This window comes from Curtobacterium citri (genome assembly GCF_030362955.1).
Taxonomy (GTDB): Bacteria; Actinomycetota; Actinomycetes; order Actinomycetales; family Microbacteriaceae; genus Curtobacterium; species Curtobacterium citri.
In genome coordinates this window covers 105,279-119,148 of record NZ_JAUCML010000002.1, presented here as the reverse complement: position 1 = coordinate 119,148, position 13,870 = coordinate 105,279, and the positions used below count along the sequence as shown (strand labels likewise).

The 13,870-nt window shown below is 74.3% G+C and carries 11 protein-coding genes and 1 tRNA gene; all 12 read left to right on the top strand.

Annotation, left to right across the window (positions count from 1 at the left end; genetic code table 11):
- Positions 1–4: 4 nt before the first annotated feature.
- The 12 genes from proB to QUG92_RS02985 all read left to right on the top strand — a co-directional run bounded on the left by proB (position 5) and on the right by QUG92_RS02985 (position 13,836).
- Complete coding sequence (proB, locus tag QUG92_RS03040) at positions 5–823, top strand: glutamate 5-kinase (protein WP_289457623.1); 819 nt, start codon at positions 5–7, stop codon at positions 821–823.
- Positions 824–1,013: 190 nt separating this feature from the next.
- Positions 1,014–2,279 carry a glutamate-5-semialdehyde dehydrogenase gene (locus QUG92_RS03035; protein ID WP_289457622.1) on the top strand — a complete coding sequence of 422 codons (1,266 nt, stop codon included), beginning with the start codon at positions 1,014–1,016 and terminating at the stop codon, positions 2,277–2,279.
- Positions 2,280–2,323: 44 nt separating this feature from the next.
- Positions 2,324–2,524: a hypothetical protein gene (locus QUG92_RS03030; protein WP_069711488.1), complete on the top strand. Its 201-nt coding sequence runs from the start codon at positions 2,324–2,326 to the stop codon at positions 2,522–2,524.
- An 11-nt stretch (positions 2,525–2,535) separates the two neighbouring features.
- Entirely contained in the window at positions 2,536–3,135 is a 600-nt protein-coding gene (nadD, locus tag QUG92_RS03025) for a nicotinate-nucleotide adenylyltransferase (protein ID WP_083263708.1), read from the top strand.
- Entirely contained in the window at positions 3,132–4,553 is a 1,422-nt protein-coding gene (locus QUG92_RS03020) for a hypothetical protein (RefSeq protein WP_289457621.1), read from the top strand. The genes nadD and QUG92_RS03020 overlap by 4 nt, the downstream gene beginning before the upstream one ends.
- Before the next feature lie 131 nt (positions 4,554–4,684).
- Complete coding sequence (gene rsfS / locus QUG92_RS03015) at positions 4,685–5,059, top strand: ribosome silencing factor (protein WP_289457620.1); 375 nt, start codon at positions 4,685–4,687, stop codon at positions 5,057–5,059.
- Positions 5,060–5,181: 122 nt separating this feature from the next.
- Positions 5,182–5,254: transfer RNA gene (locus QUG92_RS03010), tRNA-Ala, on the top strand.
- A gap of 111 nt (positions 5,255–5,365) precedes the next feature.
- A complete protein-coding gene (locus QUG92_RS03005; RefSeq protein WP_289457619.1) occupies positions 5,366–6,289 on the top strand; it encodes an aldose 1-epimerase family protein in 924 nt (307 codons plus the stop codon).
- Positions 6,268–7,773: an anthranilate synthase component I family protein gene (locus QUG92_RS03000; protein WP_289457618.1), complete on the top strand. Its 1,506-nt coding sequence runs from the start codon at positions 6,268–6,270 to the stop codon at positions 7,771–7,773. The genes QUG92_RS03005 and QUG92_RS03000 overlap by 22 nt, the downstream gene beginning before the upstream one ends.
- Before the next feature lie 72 nt (positions 7,774–7,845).
- Positions 7,846–8,721 carry a DnaE2-dependent mutagenesis accessory factor ImuA' gene (gene imuA' / locus QUG92_RS02995; RefSeq protein ID WP_289457617.1) on the top strand — a complete coding sequence of 292 codons (876 nt, stop codon included), beginning with the start codon at positions 7,846–7,848 and terminating at the stop codon, positions 8,719–8,721.
- Positions 8,722–8,756: 35 nt separating this feature from the next.
- Positions 8,757–10,409 (top strand): DNA polymerase Y family protein, encoded by a 1,653-nt coding sequence (locus tag QUG92_RS02990; RefSeq protein ID WP_289457616.1) that lies wholly within the window; start codon positions 8,757–8,759, stop codon positions 10,407–10,409.
- Positions 10,410–10,419: 10 nt separating this feature from the next.
- Positions 10,420–13,836, top strand: coding sequence for an error-prone DNA polymerase (locus QUG92_RS02985; protein ID WP_289457615.1), 3,417 nt, complete (start codon positions 10,420–10,422; stop codon positions 13,834–13,836).
- The last annotated feature ends 34 nt before the right edge of the window (positions 13,837–13,870 follow it).

Sequence of the window (13,870 nt, the reverse complement as noted above, 5' to 3'; positions counted from 1 at the left end):
CGGCATGACCGACACGAGCGCGCGCACCGACCTCGGACCCGTCACCCGGCGGCAGGACGTCCCGCGTGCACGTCGGCTCGTGGTCAAGGTCGGGTCGTCGTCGGTCAGCGGGGAGAACACCGGGCAGATCGCGGCGCTCGTCGACGCGATCGCCGCCGCGCACGCCCGGGGGACCGAGGTGGTCCTGGTGTCCTCCGGAGCGATCGCCACGGGCTTCCCGTTCCTCGGACTCGAGGGACGGCCGGACGACCTCGCGACGCAGCAGGCGGCGGCGGCCACGGGCCAGAACGTGCTCATGTTCCGCTACCAGAAGGAACTCGACCGGCACGGGGTCGTCGCGGCGCAGGTCCTGCTCACCGCCGGCGACCTGCAGAACCCGACGCACCGGGTGAACGCCCAGCGCGCCGTGGACCGCTTGCTCGCGCTGCGGGTGCTGCCGATCGTCAACGAGAACGACACGGTCGCCACGGACGAGATCCGCTTCGGCGACAACGACCGACTCGCGGCGCTCGTCGCCCGGCTGCTCGGCGCCGATGCGCTCGTGCTCCTGTCCGACGTCGAGTCGCTGTACACGCGACCCCCCGAGCACCCGGACGCGGAGCCGATCGACGAGGTACCGTTCGGGGACGAGCTCGCCGGGGTCACGTTCGGGTCCACCGGGAAGGCCGGGGTCGGCACCGGGGGAGCGGGGACCAAGGTCGCCGCGGCACGGCTCGCGGCCGAGGCCGGCACCGCCGTGCTCGTGACGGCGACGGCGCTGGTGGACCGGGCGCTCACCGGCGAGCACGTCGGCACCTGGTTCCACGCGGCTCCGCGCGGCTGACGCAGCAGGCAGTGGCGAGCGGCCGGGAGGCGCGGTGCCGGTCCAGCGTGTGGCCAGACACCGCCACGTGGCCGAGACGCCGCCGGATCCGGGCCCGTCTCGGCGCCGCCGGACCGTCTCGCATTGAAGGTGGCGTCTCGTCGCCGTCACGACGGGCGTCACGATGCCGGCGGCGACCTATCATCGGACCATGTCGCCGACGGTCACCGCTCCCACGCTCACCGACAAGCTCGTCGCCGCCCGTGCCGCGTCGACCGCGCTGGCGACGGCCACGACCGCGGTCAAGGACCGGGCGCTCCGGGCCGTGGCGGCGGCCCTCCGGGACGGCACCGACGCGATCGTCACCGCGAACCACGACGACCTCGTGGCGGGCGAGGAGCGCGGCACGTCCTCCGGACTCCTCGACCGGCTGCGGCTCGACGCGGGACGGATCGACGCCCTGGCGGCAGCGGTGGAGCACGTCGTCGGCCTCACCGACCCGGTGGGGGAGCACGTGCGCGGCTCCCGGCTGCCGAACGGCCTGCAGCTCACCCAGGTGCGCGTGCCGTTCGGGGTGGTCGGGGCCATCTACGAGGCACGCCCGAACGTCACGGTCGACATCGCCGCCCTGGCACTGAAGAGCGGCAACGCCGTCGTGCTGCGCGGCGGGTCGGCGGCGCAGCGCACCAACGCCGAGCTGGTGGAGCGGATCCGCGCCGCGGTCGCCTCGGTCGGGCTGCCGGCGGACCTCGTGCAGACGATCGACGAGTTCGGGCGACAGGGTGCGACGGACCTCATGCGCGCCAGGGGCCTGGTGGACGTGCTCGTGCCCCGGGGGAGCGCCTCGCTCATCCAGACGGTGGTGACCGAGTCGCAGGTGCCCGTGATCGAGACCGGCGCCGGCGTCGTGCACGTGTTCCTCGACGCCTCGGCACCGCTGGCGCGCTCGGTCGACATCGTGCTCAACAGCAAGGTGCAGCGGCCGAGCGTCTGCAACGCGCTCGAGACCCTGCTCGTGCACGAGGGTGCCGCCGAGCGGCTGCTGCCCGAGCTGGCCGACCGGCTGCGCGCCGCGGGCGTCACCCTGCGTGGGGACGACGCCACCCGGACGATCGTGCCGGGCGTGCTGCGGGCGACCGAGGCCGACTGGGCGACGGAGTCCATGGACCTCGACCTCTCGATCCGCGTCGTGCCCGACGTCGACGCGGCGATGGCGCACATCGCGCGGTGGTCGACGCACCACACCGAGTCGATCGTCACGGACGACCTCGTCACGGCCGAGCGGTTCCTCGCCGAGGTCGACTCGGCCGTGGTGATGGCCAACGCCTCGACCCGCTTCACCGACGGCGGGGAGTTCGGCTTCGGTGCCGAGGTCGGCATCTCCACGCAGAAGCTGCACGCCCGCGGCCCCATGGGGCTGCCGGAACTGACGAGCACCAAGTGGATCGTGCGCGGGCAGGGTCAGATCCGCGGCTAGACTGGGCGGCGACTTCCCACCCGATCGAACGGAGCACCGGACCGATGACCTTCCTCGCTGAAGCCGCAGAGCACGCCTCCTCGGTCCCCGCGTTCGTCTTCCCGATGTGCGGCGCGCTCTTCTTCATCTTCCTCGGGTTCGTGACCTGGAGCTTCCGCGACGTCGCCTACCGCCACTCGCACAAGTTCGAGGCCACCCGCCACCACGAGACGGGTGTCGACGAGTTCGGTCACACCAAGCTCTGACCAGCCGCTCGATGCTCGAGAGCACGGGGCGCCCCCGCATCGGCGTGATGGGTGGCACGTTCGACCCGATCCACCACGGGCACCTCGTGGCGGCATCGGAGGTCGCCCGCGCCTTCGACCTGGACGAGGTCGTGTTCGTCCCGACCGGCCAGCCGTACATGAAGTCCGACGTCACCGACGCCGAGCACCGCTACCTCATGACGGTGATCGCGACGGCGTCGAACCCGATGTTCACCGTCAGCCGCGTCGACATCGACCGGCCCGGTCCGACCTACACGATCGACACCCTGCGGGACCTCCACGACCAGCGACCGGACGCCCAGCTCGTCTTCATCTCGGGCGCTGACGCCGTTCAGCAGATCCTCGACTGGAAGGACCACGATGAGCTGTGGGACCTCGCGCACTTCGTCGCGGTCACGCGGCCGGGGCACGACCTGAGCATCACCGGTCTCCCCGAGCGTGACGTGAGCGTGCTCGAAGTCCCCGCACTGGCGATATCCTCGACCGATTGCCGCGACCGGGTCAGGCGTGGCCACCCGGTCTGGTACCTGGTCCCGGACGGGGTCGTCCAGTACATCTCCAAGCACCACCTGTATCGGAGCGTTGCATGAGTTCGTCCGACGCGCAGCCGCCACTGTCGCGGCGCGAGGCGCGCGAGCGGGAGCGTGCCGCCGCAGCCGGCGGGCAGCCGGTCACGCCGCCGCCCACCGTCGCCGCCCCCACCACCGGCGAGGCCGACGGGCCGCGTCGCCCCGGCTCGCACGTCGCGCCGTCGCCGAGCGGACCGGCGCAGTCCGCCGTCCGCCCGGGCAGCGAGAGCGGGCCGCGTTCCGCGGGCACCGCTCCGTCCGCGGGCGTGTTCCCGCTCACGCCGGCACCCGCCTCCGCGACCGAGATCGTGCCGGGGACCGGGGGTCTCACCCGCCGACAGCTCCGACTGATGCGCGAGGCCGAGGGGCAGGCGGTCCAGCCCGTGCCCCTGCGTGCGCCGACGCCGCACTCCTCCGACCGCACCGTGCAGGACGTCATCGGATCCGTCGACGACCTGCACGGCGGCGCGCACGACGACCCCGCGCAGGAGTCGTCCGCCGAGCCCGAGCAGCTCGACGCCGCGACCGTGGCGCAGGCCACCGAGGCCGACGGCTCGCCCGACGCCGTCGAGCCCCTGAGCGAGGCCGCCGCACACGCCGAGGAACCGCGCCGGCACCGCTCGACGTGGGCGCCGCCGGAGGACGACGACGCGCAGGACCACGACGCGCAGGACCACGACGCGCAGGACCACGACGCCCAGGACCACGACGCGCAGGACCACGACGGCCAGGACGACGACGCGCAGGACGCCGGTACCGGGTCGGTCGCTGCGATGCCGACGACCGCTGTGCCGTCCTCCTCGACGCCCGTGGTCTTCCCGCTGTCGCTCGACGACGACACGAACGAGGTACCGGTCCAGCGGCCCACGCCCGCGACCGACGACCGGAACGGTCGCGACGTGCCGGAGGCTCCCCGTCTGCCCGCCGCGTTCCAGCGGCCGACCGAGCCCAAGCCCGTCACCACGGCCTTCGAGCCGCCCGCCGGTCACTGGTCGCAGCAGGCCCAGGACGGTGACGACGTGCACGACGCGACCGGGGTCCGCCGCCTGGCGGTGCAGGACACGAACTCGATCGTGCTGCCCGACTCGGCCCTCGCGGACCCGACGGGCGCGTTGAACGCGACCGGCGAGGTCATCCTGACCGGGTCGATCGACCTGCCCGCCTCGCTGTCGTCGACCGGGTCGCACCGACCGATCGACGGTGCCGAGGTCGACCGGTTGCTCGAGCAGCACGACGAGCAGCCCGAGACGGACGCCAGCCCCGTGCGGGCGAGCCGTGCGGTGTCGAGCCACACCTCCACGCGACAGGTCGTCCTCGCGGCGGCGAAGCCGAAGGAGTCCCGCACCCCGGTGATCCTCGGCGTCACCGTCGGTGCCGTCGGCCTCGCCGCGGCCGGCGTCATCATCGTCGCGCTGCTGACCACCCACTTCGGCGGCTGACCGCCCCCGACACCACCTCGGGTCCTCGTCCACCCCGCCGCACCGGCCTGGCCGCTGTCGGCGGGGTGGCCTATGATCGGGACCCACCACACGGAGCCGCACACGGCGGGTCCGTCGACCGGAAGGACTCCGTGACCGCCTCCCCACGTGCACTGGAACTCGTGCAGATCGCCGCCCAGGCGGCCGACGCGAAGCAGGCCGAAGACCTCGTCGCCCTCGACGTGACCGCCCCGCTGCAGCTCACCGACGTGTTCCTGCTCGCGACCGGTCGGAACGAGCGCAACGTGCTCGCCATCGCGGACGAGGCCGAGGACCGGCTCATCGCGGCCGGCGCGAAGCCCCTCCGTCGCGAAGGACGGACCGAGGGTCGCTGGGTCCTCATCGACTTCGGGGAGATCGTCGTGCACGTCTTCCACGAGGAAGACCGCCAGTACTACTCGCTCGAGCGGCTCTGGTCGGACTGCCCGACGATCCCGCTCGAACTGCCGGTCGACCACACCGCGTAGGTGCGACGCGCCCGGGTGGCGGCGACGATTTCGTCACCCGGGGTCCGCGTGGTGTACGCTTCCATGGTGCCTCCGGGAACGGTGGCACGGAAGAACGGCAAGACGAACGGCAGTACCATCACGGGTCTGTGGCGCAGCTGGTAGCGCACCTGCATGGCATGCAGGGGGTCAGGGGTTCGAGTCCCCTCAGATCCACCCACAACGGAACACGCAGGAACCCCGTCGCGATGCGGCGGGGTTTCGTCGTTCCCGGGCGCCGGCCTCCGCGGTCCGGCGCGGCTCCCGCCCGCCACTACGCTGATCCGCATGAGCAACGACGCGCCCCTGTCCGGATCCGCCCTGACGATCACCGCCGGCGGGTACACCGCCGAGATCGCTTCGGTGGGGGCCTCCCTCCGGACCCTGCGCGTCGAGGGGCGTGACCTGGTCGTGCCGTTCGCCGCCGACGAGGTCCGCCCGGCCTTCCGCGGTGCTGTGCTCGCGCCGTGGCCGAACCGGGTCGTCGACGGTCGCTACACGTTCGACGGCCGGGAGCACGAGCTCGCCCTGACCGAGCCGAAGCGCCACCACGCCCTGCACGGCCTCGTCGCGTGGACCGACTTCCGTGTCGTCGCGCACGAGCCCGACCGTGCCGTCCTCGCCACGACGGTGCCGGCGCAGGAGGGCTACCCGTTCCGCGTCGAGGTGCTCGTCGAGTACCGCCTCGACGCCGACGGCCTGCACACGACGATCACCGGCACGAACACGGGCGCCGACGCGGCACCGTGGGGGACCGGGCCGCACCCGTACCTCGTGGCCGGTGCCGGCCGGGTCGACGACTGGACGCTGACCCTGCCCGCGTCCGAGGTGCTCGAGGTCACCGAGGACCGCCTGGTGCCGACCGGTCTCGCGCCCGTGCACGACGCGTTCGACCTCCGCACCGCGACCCCGATCGGCGACCGGTTCATCGACCACGCCTTCACCGGGTTCGAGCGCGACGCCGCGGGGACCGCCACCATCGTGCTCACCGCGGTGGACGGGTACGGCGTCCGGGTGTCCTTCGGTCCGGAGTGCGGCTGGGCGCAGGTGCACACCGCCGACCACGTCGTCCCCGAGTACCACCGTGTCGGGCTCGCGGTCGAGCCGATGACCTGCGCGCCGGACGCCTTCAACGCCGGGTCCGGGTCCGGCCTCGTCGTGCTCGCCCCCGGTGCCGCACACGCCGCGTCGTGGACGATCGCCGCGGTCTGAGCCGAGCGCGGGTCGTCGCGCGACGGCTCGACCGGACGCCGGACCTCGGCGCGCTCGCGGCGGCGACGACCGCTGACGTCGTCTGGCTCGACTCCGGTCTGCCCGACGGTGCCCCCGACACCGGCCGCGAGCGGGCCGCCTGGTCGGTCCTCGCGCTGACGGACGGCCCCTTCGCGACGCGGTTCCGGCACGAGGACCGCCGGGCCGTCCTCGAGGTCCCACCCGCCGCCGAGCGGTGGTTCGGGGTGTCCCGCACGGAGGACCGCCGGGCGTTCGCCGTGCTCGGCGACCTGCTCGAGCGCACGCCGGTGCTCGATGCGCCCGTGCCCGGCTGCGGCTTCGCGCTCGGGTGGGTCGGGTTCCTCGGGTACGAGCTCGGCCGGGAGTCGGACGGTCCGGACCGCACCGCCGACGGGCACGCCGACGCGGACCTGCGGTTCGTCGACCGCGCGGTGGTCGTGCACGCCGACGGGCGCGCCTGGGCGCTCGCCCTGGTGGGCGAGGACGAGCCGACGGCCGGTGCGGCGAACCGGGCGTGGCTCGAGGACCCGCACGGGTCGCGGACGCGGGGCGCCGCGCCGGACGCGACCACGGGCCTCCCGGCCGTCGCCACCGGGCGCGTGCCGCGCGCCGCCTACGAGGCGTCCGTGGAGGACTGCCGCACCGAGATCCGCGAGGGGAACGCGTTCCAGGTGTGCCTCACCACCGCCTTCGCGGTGGGCACGGTCGGACGGGAGGCGCGGGTCGGCCCCGGCACGGACCCCCACCTGGACGAGTACCTGCGGGTGCGGCGGGCGGACCCCGTGCCGTTCGGTGCGTACCTGCGGCTCGGCCCCCTGCGGGTGGCGAGCCGGTCGCCGGAGCGCTTCCTGCGCGTCGACGCGGCGGGCACGGTGGTCGCGGAGCCCATCAAGGGGACCCGGCGGCGTGACCCGGACCCGGCGCGCGACGCGGTCGTCCGGGCCGGACTGGCGACGAGCGCGAAGGACCGGGCCGAGAACGTCATGATCGTCGACCTGCTGCGGAACGACCTGCTCCGCACGGCGGTGCCCGGGTCGGTGCACGTCGAGCGGCTCTGCGCCGTCGAGACCTACGCGAGCGTGCACCAGCTCGTGTCGACGGTGTCGGCGGTGCTGCCGGAGGGGGTCTCGCGGGCGGCGGTCGTGCACGCGGCGTTCCCGCCGGGGTCGATGACCGGCGCGCCGAAGCGCAGCGCGACGGCGATCGCGGACCGGCTCGAGGGTGCTCCGCGGGGCGTGTACTCCGGGGTCATCGGGTACTTCTCGGCGGACGGCTCGGTCGACCTGTCGGTGGCCATCCGCACACTGGTCACGGTCCTCGACGGTCGGGGCGTCGAGCGGTCGCGGTCGTTCGGCGCCGGTGGTGCGGTGACGTGGTCCTCGACGGCGGCGGACGAGGCCGACGAGGTCGAGACGAAGACCCGGTCGGTCCTCGGGGCCCTGGGAGCCACCCTGTCCTGGTGACGCCGGGCGTGTCGAACGCGTGTTCGACCAGGTTGTCCACGGATGTCGGACCCGGTTGACATCATCGAACACATGTTCGAATATGAGGGCATGCAGTCGGCGGCGGCACTCCTGTCGCCCGGGTCCGAGGGGACGTCCGGGCGGACCGGTCCTGCCCGGACGGGCGCGGTGTCGCCGGCCTCCGCACGGCCGACCCGGCGCGTGGACCACCTCGGTGACGCGCGGGCGGCGCTCGAGCGCATCACCGCGTTGCGCTCCCGGGTGTCCGAGATGGAGGCGACCCGCGTCGACGTCCAGGGGCTGCCCACCGCCGCGGCGCTGCAGTCCCTGCTGCCCGGCGGTGCGATCCGCGTCGGCGGGTCCTACGCGGTGCAGGAGTCGGTGCTCCTCGCGATGACCATGCTCCAGGCCGCGTCGGCCGAGGGTGCCTGGTGTGCCGTCGTCGGCGTGCCGTCCTTCGGGGTCGAGGCCGCCGCCGCGATGGGGATCGACCTCGAACGGCTCGTGCTCGTGCCCGACCCCGGGGACCAGTGGCTCACCGTGACGGCCGCACTCGCCGACGTCGCGCAGATCGTCCTCACCCGACCGCTCGGCCGCGTGGTGCCCGGCGACGTCTCGCGGCTCGCCGCTCGGCTGCGGCAGCGCGGCGGGGCGCTCGTCGCGCTGGGGTCCTGGCCCGGTGCCGACGTCACGCTGCGGGTGACGGAGTCGGTGTGGAGCGGGATCGGGGACGGCCACGGGCACCTGGCGGAGCGCCGGGCGACCGTGACGGCCTCGGGGCGGGCGGGAGCGGGACGGCCGGTCAGCGCCGACCTGCTCCTGCCGGCGGCCGACGGCGCGGTTCGTCCCGCGGTCGTCGGTGCGGTCGGGGCTGCCGGATCTGTCGGTGCTGCCGGTGCTGCCGGGTCGTCGTCGCCCGTGCTGCGTCCCGTCGCGGTGGCGTCGTGAGTCCCCGCGGGCGCTCGCGGGCGACCGCGCCGCGGGTGGCGGCACGGTCGAGCGCCGCCGTGCCCGGTGCCGTGTCCGTGCGGGCCGATGCGCTGGCGCGCGGTGGAGCACTGCCGGAGCCGCCGCCCACCCGCACGATCGTGCTCTGGTGCCCGGACTGGCCCGTGATCGCGGCGGCCCGTGCGGCGGGCTCGCCACCGGACCACCCGTTCGCCCTGGTGGCGAAGGGGACGGTGTTCGCCAGCTCGGCCAGCGCCCGGCAGCAGGGCGTGGTGCGCGGGCTCCGCGTGCGGGAGGCCCAGGCGCGCTGTCCCGAGCTCGTGGTGGAGCCCTACGACGACGCCCTCGACCACCGGGCGTTCGAACCGGTCATCCGGGCGATCGAGGAAGCCGTCCCCGGGGTCGAGGTCCTGCGCCCCGGAACGGTCGCCCTGCGCTCCCGGGGGCCGGCCCGGTACTACGGCGGCGAGCGTGCGGCTGCGGCGACCCTCGCCGGCATCGCCGCCGACCACGGCGCCCCCGGGGTGCGGGCCGGGGTGGCGGACACGCCGTTCGCGGCGGAGCAGGCGGCGCGTGCCCGTCCCGTGCGCCCGGGCGAGCGGGTGCGGATCGTGCCGGTCGGCGGGTCGGCGCCGTTCCTGGCGGACCTGCCGCTCGGCGTGCTCGGCGACCCCGACCTGGCGACGGTGCTCGGGCGGCTGGGCCTCGGCACCCTCGGCGACTTCGCCGCGCTCGGCGACGAGCAGGTGCGTGACCGGTTCGGCGTCGCCGGGGCGTTCCTGCACCGGCTCGCGGGCGGCCGTGACCCGCGCGAGGTCACGTCGCGTGCGGTCCCGCCGGAGCTCCGGGTCGAGGCGTCCTTCGAACCGCCGCTCGACCGCGCCGACCAGGTGGCGTTCGCCTTCCGGCGGTCGGCGGACGACTTCGCCGCCCGGCTGCGATCGGCGGGTCTGGTCGCCACCACCATCCGGGTCGGCATCGTCGACGAGCGCGACCTGCTGCTCGAACGGACCTGGGTGCACCCGCGGTGGTTCGACGCCGCCGAAGTGGTCGACCGGGTCCGGTGGCAGCTCGCCGGCGGGGTGGACCCCACGGGGCTCGAGGCACCCGTCGTCCAGGTCGTGCTCGAACCGGTCGCGGTCGACGACGCGGCGAACCACGAGCGCGGGCTCTGGGGCACCGGACCCGACGAACGGGTGCACCACGCCCTCGCCCGTGTGCAGGGACTCGTCGGGCACGAGGGCGTGGTCACCCCGCGGATCGGCGGCGGGCGCACCCTGGCCGAACGCGTCGTGCTCGTCCCGTGGGGCGACGCCCCCGTGGGCGGCGAGCGTGCGCTGGCGACCGTCCGGGACCGACCGTGGCCCGGCCGGCTCCCCGGACCGCCGCCCGCCACCGTGCTCGAGCGGCCCCGACCGGTGGACGTGGTCGCCGCCGACGGTGAGACCGTGGACGTCGACGACCGCGGTGCGCTGACCGGTGCGCCCGAGCGCTTCCGGGCCGAGGGGGAGCGCGGCGGACGGTTCGCCCCGGTGACCGCGTGGGCGGGCCCGTGGCCGCTCGTCGTGCGCTGGTGGGAGTCCGGCGGCCGGCGCCTGCACCGGCTGCAGCTGGTCGACGGTGACGGCCGTGCCTGGTACCTGGTGCTCGCCGACCACCGCTGGTGGGCCGAGGCGGTCGCGACGTGAGGGAGCACTGATGGGCTACAGCAACCCCCCGATCCCGTGGTCGGAGTTCGAGCGAGCGCTGTCCGACAAGCGTCCGGACAGCGCGCACGCCGGCGACGGCGGGGACAGTCCGGCCTGGTCGCGGAAGCGCTCCCGGTACGTCCCGCCGCCCTCGGCGTCCGACGACGACGTCCCGGTCGTGCCGTACGCCGAGCTGCACGCGCACTCGACCTTCAGCTTCCTCGACGGTGCGAGCGGTCCGGAGCACCTGGTCGAGGAGGCAGCGCGCCTGCACCTGCACGGCCTGGCGCTCACCGACCACGACGGCTTCTACGGGGCCGCCCGGATGGCCGAGGTCGCCGAGGCGTACCCGACCGTCGCCACCGTGTACGGCACCGAGCTGTCGCTCGGGCTGACCGAACCGCAGAACGGGGTGCCCGACCCCGAGGGCACGCACCTGCTGCTGCTCGCCGACGGCCAGGACGGCTACCACCGGTTGGCGGCGGCGGTCACCCGGGCGCACCTCGCCGCCGGTGCCGAGAAGGGGCGGCCGCAGTACGACCTCGACGAGCTCGCGGCACAGGCGGACGGGCACTGGCGGGTGCTCACGGGCTGCCGCAAGGGCACCGTGCGCCGGGCCCTCGAGCAGGGCGGCGAGTCCGCCGCCGACGAGGCCCTGCGGGCCCTGCTCGACCGGTTCGGCACGGCCGGGGTCGTCGTCGAGCTCACCGACCAGGGCGAGCCGCTCGACAGCGCGCGGAACGACGTGCTCGCAGCCCTCGCGGCACAGCACGGGCTGCCCGTCGTCGCGACCGGGAACGTGCACTACGCGACGCCCGACCGGTTCCCGGTGGCGACCGCGCTGGCGGCCGTGCGGGCCCGGCGGAGCCTCGACGAGATCGACGGCTGGCTGCCGGCCGCGCCGACCGCCCACCTGCGGTCCGGGGCCGAGATGGCCCGGCGGTTCGCGCGGTGGCCGGGGGCGGTGGAGACGAGCGTCGAGCTGGCCGACGAGCTCGGCTTCCGGCTGCGGACCGCGAAGCCCGGGCTGCCCGACGTCGAGGTCCCCGAGGGGCACACCACGATGTCGTGGCTCCGTGAGCTCACCTGGCGCGGGGCACGGCGGTTCTACCCGGGCAGCGCGGACGGCGTCGACCCGCAGAAGCGCGAGCGCATCGAGCGGGAGCTCTCCGTCATCGCGGACAAGGACTTCCCGGGGTACTTCCTGATCGTGCGGGACATGGTGCAGTACGCCCGCGACCGCGGCATCCTCTGCCAGGGGCGCGGTTCGGCGGCGAACTCGGCGGTCTGCTACCTGCTCGAGATCACCGCGGTCGACTCGATCCGGTACGGACTGCCGTTCGAGCGGTTCCTGTCGGCGATGCGCGACGAGGAGCCCGACATCGACGTCGACTTCGACTCGGACCGCCGTGAGGAGGTCATCCAGTACGTCTACGAGAAGTACGGACGGTTCAACGCCGCCCAGGTCGCGAACGTCATCACCTACCGGCCGAAGGGCGCCGTGCGCGACATGGCGAAGGCGCTCGGGCACAGCCCGGGGCAGCAGGACGCCTGGTCGAAGCAGGTCGAGCGCTGGGGGTCGGTCACCGAGAGCCAGGACCACGACATCCCGGACACGGTGGTCGACATGGCGCAGCAGGTGCTCGGGTTCCCGCGGCACCTCGGCATCCACTCCGGCGGCATGGTGCTCACCGACCGACCGGTGGGCGAGGTCGTGCCGATCGAGCACGCCCGGATGGACGGCCGGACCGTGCTGCAGTGGGACAAGGACGACTGCGCGTACATGGGGCTCGTGAAGTTCGACATGCTCGGGCTCGGGATGCTCGCGGCGCTGCAGTACTCGTTCGACCTGGCCGACGAGCACTGCGGGGAGCGCTGGGACATGCACTCCATCCCGAAGGAGGAGCAGGGCGTCTACGACCAGCTGTGCCGCGCGGACACGATCGGGGTGTTCCAGGTCGAGTCCCGTGCGCAGATGGGGACGTTGCCGCGCCTGCTGCCCCGACGGTTCTACGACCTGGTGATCGAGGTCGCCCTGGTGCGCCCCGGGCCGATCCAGGGCGGGGCCGTCCACCCCTACATCCGGCGGCGGACCGGCGAGGAGCCCATCACCTACATCCACCCCTCACTGGAGCCCGTGCTCGAGCGGACACTGGGGGTGCCGCTGTTCCAGGAGCAGCTCATGCAGATGGCGATCGCGGTCGGCGGGTGCTCCGGCGACGACGCCGACCTGCTCCGCCGCGCGATGGGGTCGAAGCGGGGGCACGAGAAGATCGAGCGGCTCCGCGAGAAGCTCTACGCGGGGATGGCGTCGAACGACATCCACGGCGCGGACGCGGACGCGATCTACGCGAAGATCCAGGCGTTCGCGAACTTCGGGTTCGCGGAGAGCCACTCGATCAGCTTCGCGCTCATCGTCTACGCGAGCGCGTGGATGCGCCTGCACTACCCGGGAGCGTTCCTGGCGGCGCTGCTCCGGGCGCAGCCGATGGGGTTCTACTCGCCGCAGACGCTCGTGGCCGACGCCCGGCGGCACGGCGTGCGCGTGCTCCGGCCGGACGTCCTGCGCTCGGGTGTCGACGCGACGCTCGAACCGCTCGACGAGCACGACGGAGCCGTGCACCACGGTGCCGACGCGTGCCTGGCCGAGGAACAGCCCCCGGTGCTGCCGTTCGACGGCTCGCGGCCGGACGACACCGCCGAGCACCGCCGCGACGGGGCCTTCGCGGTCCGCCTCGGGCTCGCCGAGGTCGCCTCGCTCGGTCGCCGGAGTGCCGAGGCGATCGTCGCCGAGCGGGAGGCCCACGGGCCGTTCACCGACATGTCCGACCTCGCCCGGCGGGTCCGCCTGACGACGGCGCAGCTCGAGGCCCTCGCGGCGGCGGACGCGTTCGTCGGACTCGGCATCGACCGGCGGAGCGGCATGTGGTCCGCCGCCCAGGCTGCGGCGGAGCGTCCCGACCAGCTGCCGGACACGCAGGTGACGGTGCAGCCGCCGCTGTTCGGGCAGATGACGAGCGGGGACGTCCTCATCGCCGACATGTGGTCCACGGGCATGTCGACCGACGACCACCCCGTGCGACACGTCCGGCCGAGGCTGGACGCCCGAGGGGTGCTGAGCGTGCTGGACACGGCCACGGCCGAGACCGGGCGTCGCGTCGAGGTCGGCGGGATCGTCACCCACCGGCAGCGGCCGGCGACGGCGTCGGGGATCACGTTCCTCAACGTCGAGGACGAGACCGGGTTGGTGAACGTCATCTGCAGCGTCGGCGTGTGGGGACGGTACCGACGGGTGGCGCGGGAGTCGCCGGCGGTGGTGGTGCGGGGGATCCTCGAGCGGTCGCCCGACGGCGTGGTGAACCTGGTGGCCGACCAGATCGAGCACCTGCCGCTGGGGGTGCGGACGCGGTCGCGGGACTTCCAGTGACCGCCGCGGTCGGCGGCGCCGACGGCCGACGGCG